The organism is Halobacillus litoralis (assembly GCF_020171725.1).
Lineage (GTDB): Bacteria > Bacillota > Bacilli > Bacillales > Halobacillaceae > Halobacillus > Halobacillus litoralis_F.
In genome coordinates, this window is the sequence record NZ_JAIVAJ010000006.1 from 123,977 (window position 1) to 144,802 (window position 20,826).

Below are 20,826 nucleotides of genomic sequence, written 5' to 3' on the forward strand. Positions count from 1 at the left end.
GTTCAGCGGTTTTTTCATTTACGTTATTGATGTTGAAGGGATGGCTGAACATGCCTGTCCCGTATGAGCATTCCAATAACAGCACCCGCTGCAGCAGGAAGAATCCACCCAAGACCGATTTCATAAAGCGGGAGATACTCCGTATAAAACGTCAGGACTTGATCAAGCACTGACAGTTTGGCGCCGGGAAGGCTGTCGATCAAGGCGCTGTATCCATCCATGATACTGATGACAAGCGTCAGTCCCATCGAAGCTGTATAAACACTGCGCTTATGTTGGAAAAGCGGTGAGCTCAGCCCAAGCAGGATGAGAACGATTGCCAGCGGGTATAAAAGCATCAGTACAGGAATGGCGAACTGAATAATGTTCGTCAGACCGAAGTTTGCAATTGTGAACGAGACCGCGCATAACAGAAGCGCGAATTGTTTATAGCTGACTTTCGGAAACGTCTCGTGGAAAAATTCACTGCATGCTGTAATGAGCCCGATGCTTGTTTTCAAGCAGGCAAGTACAATGATAATCGCAAGCAGCACAGCTCCAAATGGCCCGAAGTAATACTGAGCCACTTCTGCAAAAATGAGTCCCCCGTTATCAAAGGTCCCAACAGCCTGTACGCTCGAGGCTCCCATATACGTGATCAATCCGTAAATAAGCATCATCAGACCCATCGCAAACAGTCCGGATTTCCAAGTGGCCTTTGCAATCTCTTTTCGATCCTCAATTCCCTGTCTCTTAATCGCGTTGATCACAACAATACCGAAAGCTAAGGAAGCGAGCGCATCCATCGTATTGTATCCCTCTGTGAAGCCATTCATAAATGCCAGATTCATATAATCTCCACTCGGCTCAGCAAAGCTTCCCATTGGGTTGAAGATCGCGGTCATAATAAGTATAAATAAGAACACGAGAAACGTAGGGGTTAAGTATTTGCCGACGTAATCCATAATTTTTGCGGGATTCAAAGAAAAATAGTAAACCACAGCAAAAAAGATAAAGCTGAATACCGCGAGCCACAAGCTGATCTGTCCAGGTGCGATGAACGGCTCGAAGCCTACAACGAACGGGACCGTTGCCGTTCTGGGAATCGCAAAAAATGGCCCTATGGTTAAATACAGGGCAAGCGAGAACGTGATCCCGAACACAGGGTGGACACGACTGGCTAAATCGCGCAGCCCATTACTTCCCGACAATCCAATGGCCAAAATACCTAAGAACGGAAGGCCGATTGCGGTTACGAGAAAACCGATCAATGCCGGCCAGAAGTTCGTTCCTGCCATCTGTCCAAGCTGGATGGGGAAAATTAAGTTACCTGCTCCGAAGAACATGCCGAACAGCATGGTGCCGATCAGAGCATACGTTGAAAATGAAATCTTCTTCTTCATACATTCTTCTCCTTTTGTCATGTAAAGCGTTGTAGTGGCAATGAGAATAATCATACCAGTGATAAAGGAGATGGACAATACCGTGATGGGATGATTTGTAGAAAAAGGGTGAGGTAGGGAAGAGGGGGATGAGCTTTGGGGAGGGAACGCGGCATTCCTTTCTCATAAATCATGCCCTCAATGTCCATAAAAAAGAGAGTGCCTGATATTTCAGACACTCTCCTGATTCCATTATTATGCTGCGTTTTCTGGTGTTTCGTCCTGGCCTCTTCTCTTCCATACGATACCGAATAGACCGGCAAGAATGACAACGATCAGTCCGATGGAAACAAGGTTGGATTGTACAAGTGAAATGACATAGCCGAGTACAATTCCGACTACTCCGAAGTCTGCATCTCCGAACGTCGTTCCTTCAAATCCAAGAGACCCAAGGACTGGTAGAAGCATAGCTGGAAGGAAGCTGATCAGCACACCGTTGGCCATAGAACCGAGTACGGCTCCGCGTCGTCCACCGGTTGCGTTACCGAATACACCGGCTGCTGCTCCTGTGAAGAAGTGTGGCACAAGTCCTGGTACGATAACCTTCAGTCCGAATAGTGGTAGTAAGAACATGCTCAACAGTCCTGCAATAAAGCTGCAAAGGAAACCGATGATTACGGCGTTACTTGCGAACGGGAAGATCGCAGGCGCATCAAGTGCCGGCTTCGCATTAGGTACAACTTTGTCTGCGAATCCTTTGAAGGCTGGTACAATTTCACCTAATAGCATACGCACACCAGCTAGGATGATGTACACACCAGCAGCAAAGGTAAGACCTTGCATGAAGGCGAAGACTAGGAAGTTCTGTCCTCCGCTCAATTCGTTCTCAATGAACGTCGGGCCTGTAAAGAGTGCGACGACGAAGAATAAGAGTACCATCGTCAACGAGACGGATACGGACGTGTCGCGTAGGAAACCGAGTGATTTCGGTACAGCGATTTCCTCTGTAGACTTAGACTTCTTCCCGACAGCTTTTCCGACAAGGGAAGAAACAAGGTAACCGATCGAACCGAAGTGACCAATCGCAAAGTCATCAGAACCTGTGATTTTACGAGTGAACGGTTGAAGAAGGGCTGGGAACAAGACCATAAGTGACCCTAGAATAATAGAGCCGATGATGACCATTGGTACACCTGTGATTCCGCCGGTTGTCAGAATAACAGCGATCAGGCAGGCCATGAACATCGTGTGGTGCCCTGTAAGAAAGATATATTTGAGTGGAGTCAGTCTTGCGAGTATGATGTTGGCAACCATACCGAACAACATGATCATCGCTGTTTCGGTACCGAATGATTGCTGGGCAAGCGCCACAATCGCTTCGTTGTTCGGAATGACACCTTGCACGGCGAAGGCTTCATCGAACATGCTGCTGAACTGGCCTAAAGACTGAACAAGTACTGTGGCTCCGGCACCTAAAATGACAAAGCCCATTACCGTTTTCAGTGTTCCGGAAATGACGTCTGCAATGTTACGGCGCTGGGCAATCAAACCAATGAGTGCGAAGAGACCGACTAAAATAGCCGGAGTCCCCAGTATGTCCTTCATAATTAAATCGACCATGTGAATTCCTCCTTATCTTGGATGGTTATATTAAAGCTTCTGTTCAAGTGCCTCACGAATTTCATTTTTGTCCATTAAATTAGCAAGAAGAGCAACGTTGCGGCTTCCGTCATCCAGTGAGCCTACGATATCTTCTGAACCTAGGAACAAGTCTGCCTGCTCCGTTTTAGCTGTCGTCAAGTCTGTGTGGGATACATCTGCTTCTTTCCCCATGTCCTTAAGAATCGCTTTTACGTTCATCTCCACAATCATGCTGCTTCCTAGACCGTTTCCGCATACTACTAATACTTTTTTCATTTAAAATTCCTCCTTATTATTGTTGAACCAATTGATTTTGAATAAGATCGACGACTTGCTCTTGGTGATCCGTGTCGATTAATTTCGTGATGTTCTCTTCATCAGACAGGATCTCTGTCAGCTGTGATAGGGCTTTTAAGTGCGTTTGGTTGTCGATGGCAGCCAGTACAAAGATCAGCTGCGCCTTGTGTTTTTCTTTCTCTGAGAACCTCACCGGCTCTTTCAAGCGCAGTAGACTCATAGATAGACGATTTACACCAGCTTCAGGTCTTGCGTGCGGGATGGCGATTCTCGGTGCAATCACGATATAAGGTCCAAGTTCTTTTACGTTTTGAATCATGGCTTCCACATAAGAATCTTCAATCGCCTGCTGTTCCAATAGAGGAGATGAGGCAAGTCTTATCGCTTCTTCCCAATCTGTCACGCTCTCTCTTGCAAGTATGTTTTCTGATACGAGTAAATCCGTAAGCATCGGTTGATCAGGCTCCTTTCGCGTCGGCATCTTTTGCTCGAAGAATAATTCGAATTCATCCAATAGTGCTTCCTTGTTGTGAACGGTGGCATGCTTTTCAACGATAGCCATCAGTTTCTCTTGTTGAGATAAGGAATTGGATGTGCGATCAAACAGCTCGTTCAGCTGATTAAGAACGTGTTCCTTATCATGGTTCTTCATAATGACCGGTACATGGATGACCGGCACCTTTTTAGGCTTAATATAATTGGTTGAAAAAATAACATCCACAGGTTCGTTAAATTCGTGGAATTCCCTCGTTGAAAGGGTGGCCGTAATTTCGAGTCCGATAATCATATTCTCAAGTTGTGTCTTGACCATGTTGGACGTTCCGATTCCGTTCTCACAAACGATGACGGCTTTATAACGGGTTTCCACCTGTTTCTTTTCACGGGTCAGCCATCCTCCGAAGTGAATGGCGATGTAAGCGATTTCTTCTTCGGGTATAGAAGTTCCGACGAAATACTCTAAATGATAAATCGTCCGTTCTGTCAGGCGGTAAATCTCACCGTATTTCTCACGGATCTGATTCGACCACTCGTTGGATGGTGTGACGCCGTACTTTAAGCGGTAGTATGTCGGCTTCAAGTGTGCCATCAAGTTATTTTCAAGTTCATCTACTTGATCGAACTCCACACAGGCGAAGGTTTGAAAGTCGTGAATCATACGTTGAATGACTTGCCTCAACCCTTTGATTTCCTCTTCTGTACGGTGCGGGAATTCGTCATGGTGAACTTTCGAGCCAAGCAGAGCCATGGTTAGAAAATAGGTCTCTTCTACCGGGATGACTTGGTCAAAGTGTTCCTCAAGACTGTTGGATAAATGGACGGCAGCTTTGAAAGCGTGAGTCTCATCCAATACGGCTTTTTCCTCCGGATTCACTTCGACGAGCTGCTGCTCTTTGATCCGGCTTAACATGGTGATGACTTGAAGGGCAAGTGCCTCGACCATGGCATCCGTGAACGTCATGCCCATCTCTTTTTCTGTTTCATAGAGAAGCTGCTTGACGGTGTCCCGGTTCAGTTCATCCGTCGATTCTGTCTGATCATTCCACAGAAGCTTTTGAATCTCTGAACGGACTGTCTTGGACTCCTGATTCGTTAGAATAGTAGAGAAGAGGTCTGATAAATATCTTCGCTTCGTTTCTTCTACTCCTTCGAGTTGATAGCCTTGGTTCTTTTTATACAGCAGGTTGAGTCCAGATTGTGCAAACTCTTGTTTGACCTGCTTCACATCATTCGCGACCGTTCCGCGGCTGACTCCTGTCAGATCCATCCACTGATTCATGGATGCCTGCTCCGGCTGGATAAGCAGAACGGCTGTTATGAGTAACCGTCTTTCCTCCGGGGAGTAGTGGTAATGCCACTTCTTGGGCGGGGCAGGTCCATCCAACGCTTCTTTAGAATCATCCGTCAGATAATGTCCTTTTCCCCGGTCCCGTTGAACGGGCGGGAGTGATTTCTCCTCTAACCAATCATTGATTCGTTCAAGATCATAATAGATGGTTCTCTGCGATACATTCATTTGTTCGACCAGCTGCTTCATAGAGAGTGGCGTAGCCGAATGTTTAAGGATGGATAAAAGATGCATGCTTCGATTATCCAGGATCATAAGGATGTCCTCCTTATTTTGCAAAGTTATACTTGGGATGTTGTTGTCATGACCTTGATTCATACTATAGCACCTAAATAGACTTTATGTAAGGGCTTTCTAAGTGCAGAGTTCTTCAAAGTATATTTTGCAAAATTGTACTCTTCGGGTTGTTCGTTGCAAATATCGACAAAAACTACGCCTGGTTAGGGTTGTGGTTGGGTCAGCTGTAGCACCTTCGGTGGAATGAAGCGAAATCGAGCGGGGTGGTTTTATTCCTATTAATGGATGAAATGTGATAAAATGATCACAAATACGGATCATGACAGGGATCTTACATAAATAAATGAGTGGAGGAATGAACGTGAACGTTTTGGTAACAGGTGGTACAGGTTATATCGGCTCCCATACATGCGTCTCGTTGCTTCAGGCTGGGCATTCAGTCGTCATTGTCGACAATTTGAGCAACAGCAGCCGCGAAACGCTTGAGCAAATTGAGAGCATTACAGGTGAAGAGGTCATGTTTTATGAGAATGATGTGACCGATGAGAAGACAATGGATGAGATCTTTACTCATCATTCGTTTGATGGAGTGATTCACTTTGCTGGGTTTAAAGCCGTGGGAGAGTCTGTGAATCTACCGAGTAAATATTATCGTAACAACCTGCTGAGTACGATTGTATTGGCGGATCTCTGCTTGAAACATAATGTAGAGAAATTTGTTTTCAGTTCCTCTGCTACCGTGTATGGAGAGAACGCTTCTCCGATGGTTGAGAGTATGGAGTTGCTACCGACTACGAACCCTTACGGTGAAACGAAAGCGATGAGCGAGCGGATTCTATCTGACATCTCTAAAGCGAACCCGAATTTTCACGTATCCCTTCTCCGTTATTTCAACCCGGTAGGTGCTCACGAGAGTGGGTTGATCGGTGAATCTCCAAACGGGATTCCGAATAATTTAATGCCTTACGTCACCCAGGTGGCAAAAGGGATCAGAGAAAAGCTGAGTGTATTTGGTGACGATTACGATACGGTTGACGGTTCAGGTGTAAGGGATTATGTCCACGTAATGGATTTGGCTGAAGGGCATATTGCAGCGCTTGAACATCTTGAAGAAGGCGTGCGGGTTTATAACCTTGGGACGGGGAAAGGGACGAGTGTGCTTGAATTGGTTGAAGCCTTTGAGCAAGTGAACCAAGTGCCTGTGCCTTACGATATTGTGCAGCGTAGACCTGGTGATCTCGCCACTTGTTTTGCTGATGCATCAAAAGCAGAGAATGAATTGGGTTGGACAGCGAAAAGGGGCATTCAGGACATGTGCCGGGATGCGTGGAATTACCAAAGTCGTTCTTCTCAAGAGGCATTATCCGAAAACGAAAGATAATAAAACTCGCGGATCAGAATAGAAGGAGAGTGAAGGCTGTTACGGAACTTGCCCTGATCGGCTTGATCGTGACGCTTGTCCTGTTTTTCTTCTATTCGAGAGCGAACGAGCCGCTGCTTTTTGACGCCAGCAACCTTTTTGATCGTCACAATGAAAAATTGATAGGGCTAAAAAATCAGGGAGTTATTGGTATTCAAATCGAGGAGGTTATCTTGAATAACGGGGCAGAGATATCTGGTCTGGACCTTTACCAATGCGCGAAGAAACGACCTGTTCGTTTTCAAGATTTGGATGCATTATGTGAGAAGTCATCAATGGATCAAAAAAATTTGCCCGATGCTCAAAAACGCGCCACAATAAGGGTGAGGGCTGATTATGCTATTGAAAAATTGACCGTACATTATTCTTATTTCGGTTTTCCATTGGATGCTACACTATATATTCCTTATTAACGATATCGTTCCGTAGAGTAGGCAAAAGAGAGTTTGTGATTAATCCTCACAGGCTCTCTTTTTTATATGGTTTTATTTCTATATGTTAGATTTATTTACATAAGGTGGAATAAAATCAGACCGTTATTGTAAGAAAATATTGAAATTTCTTTTTATTTGTGCAAACATGTATATATAAGTTTTTGATTTTTCTGACAAAGGGGATGCGTTTATGGAGGATTTTTTATCAGGTATTATTGATTCAGCCAACGGAGTGTTGTGGGGGTACGTTCTCATAGCGGGACTATTAGGAATTGGCATTTATTTTACGATTGCTTCACGTTTTGTTCAGTTCCGCTTCATGGGTGAAATGATCAAAGTGTTAGGGGAAAAGCCGGAATACAAAGAGGGAGAAAAGAACATCTCTCCATTCAAATCGTTTTGTATCGGTGCTGCTACACGTATCGGGACAGGGAACCTGGCAGGTGTAGCCGTAGCGATCACGTTGGGTGGACCAGGTGCTGTATTCTGGATGTGGATTGTAGCCTTGCTTGGAGGGGCTACCGCATTGATCGAAAGTACATTAGCGCAAGTATATAAAGTACGGGATACAAAGGCGTTCCGTGGTGGACCGGCATATTACATTGAAAAAGGTTTGGGATCAAGGTGGCTCGGGATTGTCTTTGCGATTCTGATTGCTGTAACATTTGGACTTATCTTTAACTCCGTACAGGCGAATACCATTGCTTTAGCTTTTGAAAACTCCTTTGGTATGGATCGTCTTGTCGTAGGGATTATCATGACAGCTATTACAGGATTGGTTATTTTCGGTGGGGTACACAGAATTGCGAACTTGACGAGTGTGATTGTACCGATCATGGCGGTACTTTATATTGCCATCGCTCTTGTGGTTCTTGTGATGAACTTCACGCAGATTCCATCTGTCATTGGTGTTATTGTCGGTAGTGCGTTTGGATTGGAGCAGGCGTTTGGCGGAGCGATTGGTGCTGCAATTATGAACGGAGTCAAACGTGGACTCTTCTCCAACGAAGCTGGTATGGGTAGTGCACCGAACGCAGCGGCGACTTCGACGACATCACACCCTGTTAAGCAGGGACTTGTTCAATCACTAGGAGTATTCGTGGATACAATCCTGGTATGTTCGGCAACTGCCTTCATCATTTTGATGGCGCCAATCTTCCAAACGGGGGATGTATCAGGTATTGAGCTTCTTCAGAATTCATTGAACAGCCACATTGGTGGATGGTCTGGAATCTTTATTTCAGTAGCGATTTTCTTATTCGCATTCAGCTCGATTATCGGTTCTTATTATTACGGGGAAACGAACATTGAGTTCATTAAAGAGAGTCAAGCTGGTAAAATGGTCTTCCGATTCGCGACAATGGCCTTTGTGTTGATTGGATCCGTTTCAAGCTTGAGCTTAGTTTGGAAAATGGCGGACTTGTTCATGGCTCTGATGACCGTGATTAACTTGATTGCCATCGGTCTTCTAAGTAAAGTAGCCTTCAAAGTATTAAAAGATTATGAAGCGCAGCGTAAGGCAGGCAAAAATCCGGAATTCTCTCCTTCTAAACTTGGGATTGAAAATACGGAAGCCTGGGAAGATGAGTTGGAGACGAAGAAGGAAGCTGCAGGTTAAGTTTTACTTTATCAACAGGGGCTTCATTCCGCTGAGTGCGCGAATGAAGCCCCTGTTTTTTGTTTTCTTCATAAAAAGGAAGCGCTTTACTCATTGGTATCCCTTAAATTTGTCAAAAAAGTGAAAAGGCGCATTCTTCCTGTCCTCTACAAAGCGACTATGTTATCTTTGTAGAAAGGAGATCGGTGTCACTTTTTCTCCTTTTTTGTCATTCATCATGAGAGAGGTGCGCAAGTGTTAGAATATAAGATCTTTGGTGAAGATCCGTCCAAAGAATATGTTGTATTGCTACATGGCATCGGAGGGAGTGCTAGTGTCTTTTTCCCTCAAATAAAAGGTTATAAAGAGCATTTCAACGTGATTGTAGTTCACCTTCGTGGGCACAAGAATTCACCTAGTGTATACGAGGTCGATGACTTTTCATTCAAGCGTGCAGCTCGGGATGTCATTGATGTTTTGGATGAGATAGGACTCGAGAAAGCTCATTTCGTCGGGATATCACTTGGGTCTGTTCTAATCCATCAAGTGATGGCTTTAGAGCCCGGGCGTGTGCAGAGTGCTGTCTTAGGTGGGGCGATTACCAAAATGAGTCCCGTTGCGAAGTCATTCTTCTTCATTGGAAGAATGGTGAAGAACTTCACACCGCACATTTGGTTATACGCCCTCTTCGCGAAAATTCTTATGCCGCGGAAGAACCACACCGAATCGAGAAATGCTTTCATCAAAGAGGCATCACGAATGAAAAGGGAAGAGTTTCTGGGCTGGTATGAAATTGCCCACAATGTAAGGGAGACATTCGAGAATGTTCCGGCTCTTACAGCTGATATCCCTAAGCTTTATATAATGGGAAGCGGAGATCATATGTTCAAGCGGGATGTGGTCCGAGATATTCGAAACGTTCCTCATGCGTATTTGAAGATTGTTTCTGATGCTGGTCACGTTGTCAACTTGGATGATTCCGACACGTTCAACGAGCATTCTATGGCGTTTATGCGTCAGAAAGAGGACGATGGAAAGAAGTACTGGTCGCAAGATCGTGCTCTGCAGAAGTCCTGATGATAGAATGTCTTCTCAACAAGACAAAAAGCCAGACTCGTTCAGAGTGCTGGCTTTTTGTTTTAGGTCAGATTTCTTTACGGTAAAGGGGGAGGCTGCAGCATCGGAACGATCCACCGGATTTTATGATCTCACTGAAATCGATCTCAATGACGTGGAAGCCTTTTTCTCTAAGTTTTTGATTCACCCTTTTATTCTGTTCAAGACTGATGATTTTGCGATTTCCTATAGAGAGTACATTAGGGCCGAGGGTGAAGTACTCCTCTTCTGTAACCTCGATCGTTGTGAACTTTCCTTTGATGCGCTGGACGTCCTCTTCATGAAAAGCGGGAGGATAAACGATGGCAGTTGATTCATCTAATACGTTAAAGGCACAGTCCAAGTGAAGGACTCCTTCTTTCAACTTGACCTCTTCTACGTTAAACTCTTCAACACGCTTTTTTAATTCCTCGATTGCTGCTTTCGTAGTGCGCCCGCTCCTGCCCACCCAGACGGTCGATCCGTCCATCACGACATCGCCGCCTTCGATGGTTCCATGTGTCAATTCTTCGAAAGGAACAGTGTGGAGGGTGGCCCAATCTTTCAATAATGCAGGTTCCTTTTTTCTGAGTGGTTCATCCATTACGCCTAAGTACAGGTGGTTGCCAATGGTGAATCCGATATCGCGCGTGAATACTTGCTCATTGAGTTCGGGATCGGATGAGAGCTCGATTACTTCTATATGATGCTCTCTCATAATCCGGATAAAGGACTGGTGCTGTTCTGTCGCCAACGCTTGATCGATATTGGCTTTCTTAAAATGTTTTTGGGTTTCATTCATGATGCTTTCAATCCTCATATAAGTAGGTGGAGCGACGATCACACTCTTTAATGGCTGGAACTCGGTTGTGCAACCGATGGTTCTGCGCTTCATTGCATCTTCCACGGATGAAACCCCCTGGTCAAAATTTTAAAGAAGAATAATAAACTACTATTCCCTCATTATACGAAAAATAAACACAGAATCTTTACCTAATTTTCAAAAAATAATATAGAAAATATTGAAATGGTTCTGATATACTAGATTTAGTTGATTTTTTTCATATTTATCTCTTGATAAAGGGGAAAAAGGTCAAATACATAAGCGGAGAGGGAGAATGACATGAGTAAAACAAACAAAGTTGTCGCGTCTTTAGCTGCGATGGCTGCCGTATCAGCTACGATGGCACCAGCGGCGTCGGCGGATGCGAAAGATTTCAGTGATGTATCGGATCGTTATGTGGACGCAGTAAACTTTTTGTTGGATCAAGAAGCGACGAATGGTTATTCAGAAACTCAGTTCGGAACTCAAATGTCTATCAAACGTGTGGACGCAGCCGTTCTACTGGCTAATGTACTAGGTTTGGACAAAGAGATGGCAGAGGATGCTGGATTCACAGATGTCCCTGAACGTGCACAAGGTGCTGTGAATGCGCTTAAGACAGCAGGCATTACAAATGGTAAATCTGAAACTCAATTCGGAGCGTCGGATGAGATCACTCGTGGAGAGCTTGCGGTTTGGATCCAAAAAGGCTTTGGTTTGAAAGGTGTCGAGCAACTTCCATTCACGGATGTATCTGACCGTTATGAAGATGCGGTTGAAGCATTGTTGTCGAACGAAGTGACAAACGGGGTATCTGAAGACCAGTTTGGCACAGAAGCTACGGCTAAACGTGGCGACTATGCGATTTTCCTACAGAAGGCATATGAAATGATGGATGAGCAGGATGGAAAGTTCGAACTTTCTCTCATGCATACGAATGATACACATGGTCACATCGAGAATATCGCACAGAAGAAAACAGCGATCGATGCGTACCGTGACTACCATCCTGAAGCGCTCCTTCTTGATGCAGGAGATGTCTTCTCCGGAACCCTTTACTTCCAAGAGTTCCTCGGACAGGCTGATCTTGAGTTCATGAACGAGCTTGGTTACGATGCGATGACATTCGGTAACCACGAATTCGACCTTGGTAAGAGTGAGAATGGTCACCAGGCGTTGGCAGACTTTGTACAGAACGCAGAGTTCCCATTTGTTGCAGCGAACGTAGACTTCTCAGGTGATGAACTATTTGACGCGATGGATAATGGCGATGAAATTGCCTCCATGCCGGAAGACGGGGAAATTTACGGTGGAATCGTGACAGAGGTAAATGGCGAGAAGGTCGGAATCTTTGGTCTTTCTACGGTTGAAACGCCGGATATCTCAAGCCCAGTTGATATCGCATTTGAAGATTATATTGCAGAAGCTGAAAAGATGGTTCAATCCTTCCAAGACCAAGGCATTAATAAAGTTGTAGCTCTTACGCACCTTGGCTACAACGACAACGCCGATTATGATAACGATGTAACGCTAGCTGAAGAAGTAGAGGGCATTGACATCATCGTCGGAGGTCACTCCCATACGGAATTGACTCCAAATGTCGTTGGAGATGAAGAGCCTACTATTCTTGTGCAGACAGGTGAGTATAGCGACAATCTGGGTACACTTGAAGTTGAATTCGACGAGAATGGTGTAGTCAAAGGGTATGCTGGAGAATTAATCGCGCTTGAAGGATTAGAAGAAGATGCAGATTTTGCAACGAAACTTCAGCCTTACACAGAGCAAGTGGAAGCCATTAAGAATGAAGAAGTCGGGGTATCCTCTGAGGTCGCTCTGAATGGTGAGCGTGCGGATGTTCGTACAGGTGAAACGAACCTTGGAAACTTGATTGCGGACGGAATGCTTGCCAAAGCGAAGAGCATCAACCCGGATACGGATATTGCTGTAACTAATGGTGGTGGAATCCGTGCTTCAATCGATGAAGGTCCGATCACACTTGGTGAAGTATTGACGGTCATGCCTTTCGGAAACTCTCTTGGAATCATGACGTTAACGGGCTCTGAAATCGAAGAAGCGCTTGAGCACAGTGTCTCAATGGCTCCAGAAGCATCAGGTGCCTTCCTTCACGTAGCGGGTATGAAATTCGAATACGACAGCAGCCAGCCAGCTGGTGAGCGTATCGTCAATGTTCAAGTAGAGACAGAAGACGGATTCGTCGCTCTTGAAGGAGACGAAGAGTATCACGTAGCAAGTAACTTATTTACCATCCAAGGTGGAGACGGTTATACGACGTTTGAAAAAGCGTATGAGGAAAACCGTGTCAGTGAGCCTGGATTCATGGACTACGAAATCTTCGTGGAGTACCTTGAGTCTCAAGGTGAAACGGTATCTCCAGAAACAGAAGGCCGTATCACAGACGTAGCCGAATAATTTTTTACTGATTAAAAGGGTGACTCCATTCGGGGTCACCCTTTTTTTATAATCACTTATTTCGTGTTTGCTCCTGGTCCTTGTACAGGACGGTTTTTATTTGTACGTTTGCCGGTGTCGTTTTCGTGAGGGATGCTCTCAGTTGGTGTGTTGTTGCTGGTCAGAGCAGCATCGCGCTGTGCTTTCCGTTTCGTCATGATTTTCACCTTCCTTTTTACGAGTTCTTATTAGCTTGCTTTGTTTTGTGCCATCCATTCATCACTCGACATGAGTAGGAGACTTGAGGTGGTCTTTATACTCATCTACAAAAAGACTCCCCGTACTGTTGATTACTGCATAAAACACGTCTTGGACGTTGACGTTTCTTCGTTTACATTGTTCGATGATCCATTCCTTGGAATAGGTCTCATTCAAATTCTTCTCAATGATTTCCCCGTCCATAATCAGTTCCCGCGGCATGCTTTCTTCTTTCAGGGGAACACCATGATCTTTTTTAGTCAGTGCCTGATGGATGTTTTTCTTTTTGATCGAGAGCTGTCCGCTCACTTCCAGCATGACGTGTTCCAGTTCGTTGTAATCAAAGACCCCAGCTTCTCTTAGCTGTTGATTCAAGTCATCGAGGGAGAAGCTGATTTTTTTCATATTGTGTTCAAGAACTTTCCCGTTTTCAATCAACACGCTCGGTCTTCCGGATACCCACTTTCTTACTGTGCGACTTTTGGAGCAAAGAATGAGGAATAAGTAAAATAGTAGGACAATGGTTAAGAACGAAATGAAGATCTGCATGAAAGGGATAGCCGAATCAAAGGCCATGTTTGCGATAATGGATCCGATTGTGATGGATAGGGCGAAGCTGTAGTGGGTTTTATGGGCGTTGATGTGCTTACCGATCATAAGTGTGACAATCATAAGAATGATGAAGCTTGCAGCTGTTCTAAGTACCGGAAATAGAAATGTTTCGATCGTCCCCACCCCTTTTTTCTTCTAGTATGCGCGGGTCTCGTAAAACAAATCACAGAATCGTGTGATTCAGTCATTGCTTGTTCAAAGCTGGGGAGATTGGTACGATAGTTGAAAATGATGGTGAAAATGAGGGACAAAAAATATGCCTAGACAATCGAAGCGACAACTAATTTTAGAAGCTGCAGCGAAAATCGTGAAAGAGCAGGGGAGCGATGCGCTGACGCTGGATGCCGTTGCCAAGCGTGCTGAAGTAAGCAAGGGTGGCCTGTTGTATCACTTTTCTTCCAAGGAGGCACTCGTCAAAGGTCTCGTTCAGCATATGAACGAAGTCTACCGTGACAACGTGGAATCGTTGGTTCAGGCTGATCGAGAAGAAAAAGGGAAATGGGCTCGTTCGTTTATCAACGTCATGCATGATAAAGGGGTAGAAAACCGGACGATTTCTTCCGGTATGCTCGCTGCACAAGGGATAAACCCTGATTTATTGAAGCCGCTGCAGGATACGTATGCCGAGTGGCAGCAGCAGATCGAGAACGATGGCATCGAAGAAGTAGACGCCACGATTCTGCGATTGGCTGTAGATGGATTGTGGCTCTCTGAGATTTTTGGGCTCGGTACTCTCCCAGATTCACTAAGGTCACAGGTGTTAGAACGCTTAAAAGAAAAAACTTATACCGAATGATCCAGCTCCTTTGAAGGGAGCTTTTTTTTATGCCAAAAATTTCACCCCGAAACTGGTGTTGAAACTAAACCGACCAGATGGTATAGTTTCAACTAGTTCAAAACATTCGAGGAGGAATTCGGTATGAATAAAGTATTGTTAACGGCAGCTGTAACTGGTGCAGGGGATACGTTGAAGAAAAACCCTAATGTACCTGTCACACCAAAGGAAATTGCGGATTCGGCGATTGAGTCAGCAAAGGCAGGAGCAACGGTCGCTCACGTCCATGCCCGTGATCCCGAAACAGGTGGCATCAGCCACAATGTAGACCATTATCGTGAAATTGTAGATCGGATCCGTGAGTCTGAAACAGATGTCATCATCAACATCACGGCAGGCGGAGGAGGCGACTTTATTCCAAGCTTGGATACGCCGGCAGCTGGTGGAAACGGTACGGACATTCAATCACCAGCGGAGCGTCACAAGCCTGTAGGAGAACTTTTACCAGAAATGTGCACCCTAGATTGTGGAAGTACGAACTTCGGCAACATGATTTACATGAGCCCTACAGACTGGCTTCGTGATCAAGCGAAATTGATTCAGGATAGTGGCGTAAAGCCTGAGCTGGAGTGCTTCGATACCGGCCATATCCGTTTTGCGAATCAGCTTGTGAAGGAAGGGCTTGTAGATGGAGATCCAATGTATCAATTCTGTCTCGGGATTCCATGGGGAGCTGAAGCAGATGCGGAGACGATGCAGTATATGAAAGGTCGTATCCCTGAACATGCAAGCTGGTCCGCATTCGGAATCGGGCGTATGCAGATGCCAATGGCGTCTCAAGCAGCGATGCTCGGTGGAAATATCCGTGTAGGGCTTGAGGACAACATTTATCTATCGAAAGGTGTCCCTGCGACGAATGAACAGCTGGTGGATAAAGCGGTCACGATGTTGAACGGTATTGATATGGAGCCGATGACACCAGCTGAAGCGCGTGATCTATACAACCTTCGAAAAGGAGGAAGATCCTAATGCCAAATCAAAAGGTAGCCGTTGTCGGCACAGGTGTGATCGGAAACGGATGGATTGCTCGTATGCTGAGCAAGGGATATGACGTTATAGCAACAGACCCTGCAGAAGGGGCAGAAAGACGGATGCGTGAAGCGGTCGATCATGCGTGGCCTTATGTCAGTCAGCTTGGCGTGGCAGACGATGCATCTAAAGAGCGTTTGTTTTTTGTAGAGAGTATTGAAGACGCGGTCAAAGAAGCGGACTATATCCAGGAAAATGTACCGGAGCGGGAAGATTTGAAGCAGGCGGTTCTCCTGGAGATTGACCGTCACGCAAAGGCTGATGCTCTGATCGGATCCAGTACGTCAGGCATTATGCCGTCAGAGCTCCAAGTGAATCTTAGACACCCTGAGCGCTTTGTCGTCGCGCACCCGTTCCATCCGGTTTACATTTTACCGCTTGTCGAAGTCGTTGGAGGAAACAAAACGACGCAGGAAAATATAGAGAAGGCACAGAACTTCTATGAGAGCATCGGCATGAGTGTTCTCATTGTGCGTAATGAGATTGAGGGACATATCGCGGACAGACTTCTTGAAGCGATTTGGCGGGAGTCTCTTCACATTGTGAATGAAGGCATTGCAACGACAGAAGAAGTCGACAAAGCCTTTACTCATGGTGCAGGACTTCGCTACGCACAATACGGTCCATTCCTTACGTTCCATCTAGCTGGTGGAGAGGGCGGCATGCGTCATATGCTGAAGCAGTTCGGCCCTGCCTTGAAGAAGCCGTGGACGAAGCTCGAAGCTCCTGAGCTGACGGATGAGCTTTATCACAATGTAGTGGAAGGCTGCGAACAGCAGTCTAACGGGATGACGATGTCCGAGCTGGATCAGAACCGGAATGAGTTTCTTGTGAAGCTGTATGATTTGGTTCAAGAGTACTGGCCTCAGGAATCGCAGAAAACGAAGGTATAAGGAGGAGTCCAGGTGAGTTTTTCATATGAAGAGATTGTCCCAAAAGAATGGGTGGATTACAACGGTCACATGAATGATGCGGAGTATAACCGCGCCTTTAGTTTAGCTACAGATGCGTTTATCGACTATATCGGCCTTGATGAAAAAGCCCGTGATCACTATCAATATACGATTTTCACGCTGGAGACGCACACATGCTACTTGAAAGAAATGCATGAAGGCGGATTTTTCACTATTCAGGCAAGAGTACTGAAGTATGATGCGAAACGCGTGCATCTGTTTCTAACTATGCTGAATGAAAAGGATGAGCTTGTTTCTACACAGGAAGAAATGCTGATGGGAATCGATCAGAAGGAAGGTCGACCTGCACCATTTCCGAAGGCAGTAGAAGAAAAGCTTGAGGAGATTTTTGAGCAGACGAAGGATCAGGAACAACCGAAACAAGTTGGAAGACAGATTGGATTTTAGATAAAACAAAGCCCTGAAGACGAAAGTGTCTTCAGGGCTTTGTTATGGTAAATAGCAAACCATTTAACGTCACGCTCTTAGATCGTTCTCGATTTGTTCGAGACTTCGTCCTTTTGTTTCGGGTACGTATTTCAGAACGAAAAGGAATGCGAGCACGCCGATGATGGCGAAAATGACAAAGACCATAGCGGTTCCTATCGCTCCGAGTAAAATCGGGAAGAATAACGAAACCACTAAATTGGATGCGGATAACAGCAAGGTCGTGAAGCCTGTTGCCGCTCCTCTTGCTTTAAGAGGGAAGAGCTCAGGCAGCATCACCCATACGACGGGTCCCCACGTAGCGGAGAAGAAGATGATGAACAACCCGAGAAAGACCACGGTCAGCCACGCGATACTCGTTGTCAGTTCAAATGTGAATAGAATGGTTGAAAGCACAACTAAGCTGAGTGTCATCCCGACATTTCCGATCAGCAGTAATTTTTTTCGACCGATCTTATCAATGGTAGCAATGGCGACTAAGGTCATCAGGACGTTTAGGACCCCGATACCTAGAGTTCCGAGAATCGAGGCAGAATTTCCGAGCCCCGCCTCTGTAAAAATAGTCGGAGCGTAATAGATCACGGCGTTGATTCCGATAAACTGTTGGAAAATCGCAATGCCGCTTCCGACGATCAGCATAGGACGGACCCATTTGGCAGTCAGCACCTCCCACGTGCTTTCCTTCTGCGCTTCGATCTTTTTCATCTGTTCGATTTCACCGTCGATATCTTTCTTATCACGCGTCAAGCCCATGACTTTGCGGGCTTCTTTTTCACGGTTCTGCTTGAGCAGCCATTTGGGACTTTCCGGCATGAACAAGACACCGACCATGAGAATCAATGCAGGTGCTGCTGCAAGTCCCAGCATCCAGCGCCATCCTTCAATCGGTGTGAAGGCATAGTTGACGAGATACGCAAGCACGATCCCGATCGTAATCATCAATTGGTTCAAAGAAGAAAGCGCTCCGCGTTGTTCCGTTGGCGCCATCTCAGATAAGTACACGGGCACAATGGCTGTGGAACCCCCTACGCCAAGTCCCAGAATGACTCGTCCTATGACGAGTGTCGTGACGTTTGGTGCGAAAGCAAGAATGAGAGAGCCTGCGATATAGATTAAAGCAATGACAAATACGACGCGTCTCCGTCCGAAACGGTCGGATACATAGCCGCTCATCCCTGCTCCGACAATGGCTCCGACGAGAAGGGAACTGACGACGAGCCCTTCGAGAAAGTCGGTAAGCGGAATATCAGCTGTTATAAATAAGAGGGCACCCGATATGACGCCTGTGTCATACCCGTATAGTAATCCTCCTAACGCTCCAAAGAAAAAAATCCAACCTTTACTTAAATTTCGATTCATAGCAAGACCACCCTTCCAGAAAACTCCATATGCATGTTCATTCCACCAAATGTCAAAAAGGAAACGTCGGAATTCCTTTCTGGATTTTATACCTGTGGAAGAATGGGGTGAATCGGACCTTCGTTTACTTGTCAACAGTGTACAAAAGCGGGTAAAGTGGAATGCGGAAGGAGATGAAAGAGTTGAAAGAGATCGATTCAAGGTTCAAAATCGCCAACCGTGAAGCGTTGATTGGTGTTGCGCTTGCCATCTTCAATTTCGGCTGGTGGTTTTTCTTTGCCTACGGGCTCGGTGATGCGAAGCCTGAGGAATACTCGTACGTTTTCGGGTTTCCAGCCTGGTTCTTTTATAGCTGCATTGCCGGATTCGTTGTGATGGCGGTGCTTGTCATAGTCGTCGTCAAGTTTTGGTTTGTTGAAGTGTCGTTTGATGAGGAGGAAGAGTCATGAATGCTGTCATTTGGTCTTTATTTATTTTTCTTAGCATCATCTTCCTCATCGGCTTTTTGTCGAGCCGGTCGCTGAATAAGGCACCGGAGGATTCCTTTTTACAAGAGTACTTTCTTGGAGGAAGACGGCTTGGGGGCTTCATTCTAGCTATGACGATGATGGCTACATACGGAAGTGCTTCAAGCTTCATCGGGGGTCCTGGTGCCGCTTATACAGAGGGGCTTGGGTGGGTGCTCTTATCCATGTCTCAAGTCGTGACCGGATATTTCGTACTCATGATTCTCGGGAAAAAATTCGCGATCATGGCGAGGCGCTACAAGGCGATTACGCTGATTGATTTTCTTAAAGGAAGGTATGAGAGCAAGGCCGTCGTCTTGATTGCGGCTTTCAGTATCATTGTGTTTCTATTCTCTGCCATGGCTGCCCAGTGGGTGGGCGGTGCGCGGTTGATTGAATCGTTAACCGGCTTGAACTATACGACAGCACTGTTCATTTTTGCTGTCTCGGTCCTTGTTTATGTCATCATCGGCGGCTTCCGCGCGGTTGCCCTTACAGATACGGTGCAGGGGGTTGTGATGGTGACGGGAACACTGCTGTTATTGATTGCGACCATTGCTGCAGGTGGCGGGATTGAAAACATCATGACAGACCTCCGTACAGAGAACCCTAATCTCGTCACGCCATTTGGTGCAGAAGGAACGCTCACGCCGTCTTATGTATCGTCTTTCTGGATCTTAGTCGGAGTTGCGGTCGTCGGTCTGCCTCAGGTAACCGTTCGGGCGATGTCCTACAAAAGCTCGCGAGCGATGCACCGGGCGCTGATCATTGGGACCATTGTTGTCGGCTTCGTCATGCTGAATATGCACTTGATCGGTGTATTCGCACGCCCGATTTTGCCTGGTATCGAAGTTGGGGATAAAGTGATGCCGCTGATTGCCCAGGAAGTGCTGCCGCCGTGGCTTGCCGGTTTTGTGCTCGCCGCTCCGATGGCAGCCATCATGTCGACCGTGGACTCCCTTCTACTATTAGTTAGTTCGGCCGTGGTGAAAGATGTGTACATTAACTACATGAATCCGAACGCTTCGAATACAACGGTGAAAAAATGGAGCTTTACCGTGACGGGGGTGCTTGGAATCCTTGTTTTTCTTATGGCACTCAACCCTCCTGATCTCTTGATTTGGCTGAACTTATTTGCCTTCGGAGGACTTGAGGCGACATTCATCTGGCCGGTTGTCCTTGGGTTGTACTGGAAGCGGGGCAATAAGTATGGGGCTCTTGCCTCCATGGTCGTCGGAATTACGTCTTACATTGTCGTCGACCAATTTTTCCCGAGTGTATTCGGGGTTCACAATGTCGTTCTGCCGATTGTGTTGTCCTTGGCTGCCTATGTTATAGGAAGTCTTGCAAAATCGCCTTCGCATAATTCTTTAGCTGCTCATCCACATTAATGAAAAAGGAGGGATGACGTTATGCCGAAGGGTTCAGAGAATGTCCATGTAGAAGCTACACCTCACAGAGACGGAAGAAGAGATCGTGTCATCAATGATGATACGGGGAAAGAGATGGGTGTCGTCGACCCGAAACCGGAAAAGATTGAGCTTGAACCAGATGAGGATATGAAAGCTTTCAAGAAGAATATGGAGAAATACTAACCAAAAGGGACTCATTAAGAGTCCCTTTTTCAGAGTGTCAAGAAAACCTTATCGGTTCCTTTAAAGCTTGAA

20 protein-coding genes are annotated in these 20,826 nt (G+C 45.9%); 12 read left to right on the top strand and 8 right to left on the bottom strand.

Annotation, left to right across the window (positions count from 1 at the left end; translation table 11 throughout):
• Positions 1-23 precede the first annotated feature (23 nt).
• The 4 genes from brnQ to LCM20_RS12690 all read right to left on the bottom strand — a co-directional run bounded on the left by brnQ (position 24) and on the right by LCM20_RS12690 (position 5,400).
• Positions 24-1,382, bottom strand: a complete 1,359-nt coding sequence (gene brnQ, locus LCM20_RS12675; RefSeq protein ID WP_225195842.1) for a branched-chain amino acid transport system II carrier protein — start codon at positions 1,380-1,382, stop codon at positions 24-26.
• Between the two features lie 234 nt (positions 1,383-1,616).
• Complete coding sequence (locus LCM20_RS12680) at positions 1,617-2,981, bottom strand: PTS ascorbate transporter subunit IIC (protein ID WP_225195843.1); 1,365 nt, start codon at positions 2,979-2,981, stop codon at positions 1,617-1,619.
• 30 nt (positions 2,982-3,011) lie between these two features.
• On the bottom strand, positions 3,012-3,278 hold the full coding sequence (locus tag LCM20_RS12685) for a PTS sugar transporter subunit IIB (protein WP_225195844.1): 267 nt from the start codon (positions 3,276-3,278) through the stop codon (positions 3,012-3,014).
• Positions 3,279-3,294: 16 nt separating this feature from the next.
• Positions 3,295-5,400, bottom strand: coding sequence for a BglG family transcription antiterminator (locus LCM20_RS12690; protein ID WP_225195845.1), 2,106 nt, complete (start codon positions 5,398-5,400; stop codon positions 3,295-3,297).
• Positions 5,401-5,743: 343 nt separating this feature from the next.
• On the opposite strand from LCM20_RS12690, the gene galE reads away from it, so the two are divergent.
• The 4 genes from galE (at position 5,744) to LCM20_RS12710 (ending at position 9,910) form a co-directional block, all read left to right on the top strand.
• A complete protein-coding gene (gene galE, locus LCM20_RS12695) occupies positions 5,744-6,763 on the top strand; it encodes a UDP-glucose 4-epimerase GalE (protein ID WP_225195846.1) in 1,020 nt (339 codons plus the stop codon).
• A 29-nt stretch (positions 6,764-6,792) separates the two neighbouring features.
• The gene (locus tag LCM20_RS12700; protein ID WP_225195847.1) at positions 6,793-7,215 is read left to right on the top strand and encodes a hypothetical protein; all 423 of its coding nucleotides are present in this window, start codon (positions 6,793-6,795) and stop codon (positions 7,213-7,215) included.
• Positions 7,216-7,426: 211 nt separating this feature from the next.
• On the top strand, positions 7,427-8,854 hold the full coding sequence (locus LCM20_RS12705) for an alanine/glycine:cation symporter family protein (RefSeq protein WP_225195848.1): 1,428 nt from the start codon (positions 7,427-7,429) through the stop codon (positions 8,852-8,854).
• Between the two features lie 234 nt (positions 8,855-9,088).
• A complete protein-coding gene (locus LCM20_RS12710) occupies positions 9,089-9,910 on the top strand; it encodes an alpha/beta fold hydrolase (protein WP_225195849.1) in 822 nt (273 codons plus the stop codon).
• Positions 9,911-9,977: 67 nt separating this feature from the next.
• Here LCM20_RS12710 and LCM20_RS12715 read toward each other — a convergent pair whose 3' ends face one another.
• Entirely contained in the window at positions 9,978-10,835 is an 858-nt protein-coding gene (locus LCM20_RS12715) for a dimethylarginine dimethylaminohydrolase family protein (protein ID WP_225195850.1), read from the bottom strand.
• A 216-nt stretch (positions 10,836-11,051) separates the two neighbouring features.
• Between LCM20_RS12715 and LCM20_RS12720 the strand changes: the two genes are divergently transcribed.
• Positions 11,052-13,181, top strand: a complete 2,130-nt coding sequence (locus LCM20_RS12720; protein WP_225195851.1) for a 5'-nucleotidase C-terminal domain-containing protein — start codon at positions 11,052-11,054, stop codon at positions 13,179-13,181.
• Positions 13,182-13,237: 56 nt separating this feature from the next.
• Here the strand turns inward: LCM20_RS12720 and LCM20_RS12725 are convergent, their stop codons facing one another.
• Both LCM20_RS12725 and LCM20_RS12730 read right to left on the bottom strand, forming a co-directional pair.
• A complete protein-coding gene (locus LCM20_RS12725) occupies positions 13,238-13,378 on the bottom strand; it encodes a hypothetical protein (protein ID WP_225195852.1) in 141 nt (46 codons plus the stop codon).
• Positions 13,379-13,439: 61 nt separating this feature from the next.
• Positions 13,440-14,153 (bottom strand): DUF421 domain-containing protein, encoded by a 714-nt coding sequence (locus LCM20_RS12730; RefSeq protein ID WP_225195853.1) that lies wholly within the window; start codon positions 14,151-14,153, stop codon positions 13,440-13,442.
• 133 nt (positions 14,154-14,286) lie between these two features.
• Between LCM20_RS12730 and LCM20_RS12735 the strand changes: the two genes are divergently transcribed.
• The 4 genes from LCM20_RS12735 to LCM20_RS12750 all read left to right on the top strand — a co-directional run bounded on the left by LCM20_RS12735 (position 14,287) and on the right by LCM20_RS12750 (position 17,255).
• A complete protein-coding gene (locus LCM20_RS12735; protein ID WP_225195854.1) occupies positions 14,287-14,826 on the top strand; it encodes a TetR/AcrR family transcriptional regulator in 540 nt (179 codons plus the stop codon).
• 123 nt (positions 14,827-14,949) lie between these two features.
• Positions 14,950-15,834 (top strand): 3-keto-5-aminohexanoate cleavage protein, encoded by an 885-nt coding sequence (locus LCM20_RS12740; RefSeq protein ID WP_225195855.1) that lies wholly within the window; start codon positions 14,950-14,952, stop codon positions 15,832-15,834.
• Positions 15,834-16,787 (top strand): 3-hydroxyacyl-CoA dehydrogenase NAD-binding domain-containing protein, encoded by a 954-nt coding sequence (locus LCM20_RS12745; protein ID WP_225195856.1) that lies wholly within the window; start codon positions 15,834-15,836, stop codon positions 16,785-16,787. Before LCM20_RS12740 ends, LCM20_RS12745 begins: the two co-directional genes overlap by 1 nt.
• Positions 16,788-16,799: 12 nt before the next feature.
• Positions 16,800-17,255, top strand: a complete 456-nt coding sequence (locus LCM20_RS12750) for a thioesterase family protein (protein ID WP_225195857.1) — start codon at positions 16,800-16,802, stop codon at positions 17,253-17,255.
• Between the two features lie 69 nt (positions 17,256-17,324).
• Here the strand turns inward: LCM20_RS12750 and LCM20_RS12755 are convergent, their stop codons facing one another.
• Positions 17,325-18,653, bottom strand: a complete 1,329-nt coding sequence (locus tag LCM20_RS12755) for a sugar porter family MFS transporter (RefSeq protein WP_225195858.1) — start codon at positions 18,651-18,653, stop codon at positions 17,325-17,327.
• 173 nt (positions 18,654-18,826) lie between these two features.
• Between LCM20_RS12755 and LCM20_RS12760 the strand changes: the two genes are divergently transcribed.
• Genes LCM20_RS12760 through LCM20_RS12770 form a run of 3 tightly spaced genes read left to right on the top strand, consistent with a single transcriptional unit; the run spans position 18,827 to position 20,754 of the window.
• Positions 18,827-19,102: a YhdT family protein gene (locus tag LCM20_RS12760; RefSeq protein WP_225195859.1), complete on the top strand. Its 276-nt coding sequence runs from the start codon at positions 18,827-18,829 to the stop codon at positions 19,100-19,102.
• Positions 19,099-20,550, top strand: coding sequence for a sodium/pantothenate symporter (gene panF / locus LCM20_RS12765; RefSeq protein ID WP_225195860.1), 1,452 nt, complete (start codon positions 19,099-19,101; stop codon positions 20,548-20,550). Before LCM20_RS12760 ends, panF begins: the two co-directional genes overlap by 4 nt.
• A 21-nt stretch (positions 20,551-20,571) precedes the next feature.
• Entirely contained in the window at positions 20,572-20,754 is a 183-nt protein-coding gene (locus tag LCM20_RS12770; protein WP_225195861.1) for a hypothetical protein, read from the top strand.
• Positions 20,755-20,826: the final 72 nt, after the last annotated feature.

Excerpts from the sequence above, each read along its gene's own strand:
- LCM20_RS12720 (WP_225195851.1), top strand. The coding sequence starts at position 11,052 with ATGAGTAAAACAAACAAAGTTGTCGCGTCTTTAGCTGCGATGGCTGCC.
- LCM20_RS12685 (WP_225195844.1), bottom strand. The coding sequence starts at position 3,278 with ATGAAAAAAGTATTAGTAGTATGCGGAAACGGTCTAGGAAGCAGCATG.
- LCM20_RS12740 (WP_225195855.1), top strand. The coding sequence starts at position 14,950 with ATGAATAAAGTATTGTTAACGGCAGCTGTAACTGGTGCAGGGGATACG.
- LCM20_RS12735 (WP_225195854.1), top strand. The coding sequence starts at position 14,287 with ATGCCTAGACAATCGAAGCGACAACTAATTTTAGAAGCTGCAGCGAAA.
- brnQ (WP_225195842.1), bottom strand. The coding sequence starts at position 1,382 with ATGAAGAAGAAGATTTCATTTTCAACGTATGCTCTGATCGGCACCATG.
- LCM20_RS12705 (WP_225195848.1), top strand. The coding sequence starts at position 7,427 with ATGGAGGATTTTTTATCAGGTATTATTGATTCAGCCAACGGAGTGTTG.
- LCM20_RS12690 (WP_225195845.1), bottom strand. The coding sequence starts at position 5,400 with ATGATCCTGGATAATCGAAGCATGCATCTTTTATCCATCCTTAAACAT.
- LCM20_RS12755 (WP_225195858.1), bottom strand. The coding sequence starts at position 18,653 with ATGAATCGAAATTTAAGTAAAGGTTGGATTTTTTTCTTTGGAGCGTTA.
- LCM20_RS12770 (WP_225195861.1), top strand. The coding sequence starts at position 20,572 with ATGCCGAAGGGTTCAGAGAATGTCCATGTAGAAGCTACACCTCACAGA.
- LCM20_RS12760 (WP_225195859.1), top strand. The coding sequence starts at position 18,827 with ATGAAAGAGTTGAAAGAGATCGATTCAAGGTTCAAAATCGCCAACCGT.
- LCM20_RS12745 (WP_225195856.1), top strand. The coding sequence starts at position 15,834 with ATGCCAAATCAAAAGGTAGCCGTTGTCGGCACAGGTGTGATCGGAAAC.
- LCM20_RS12725 (WP_225195852.1), bottom strand. The coding sequence starts at position 13,378 with ATGACGAAACGGAAAGCACAGCGCGATGCTGCTCTGACCAGCAACAAC.
- LCM20_RS12680 (WP_225195843.1), bottom strand. The coding sequence starts at position 2,981 with ATGGTCGATTTAATTATGAAGGACATACTGGGGACTCCGGCTATTTTA.
- panF (WP_225195860.1), top strand. The coding sequence starts at position 19,099 with ATGAATGCTGTCATTTGGTCTTTATTTATTTTTCTTAGCATCATCTTC.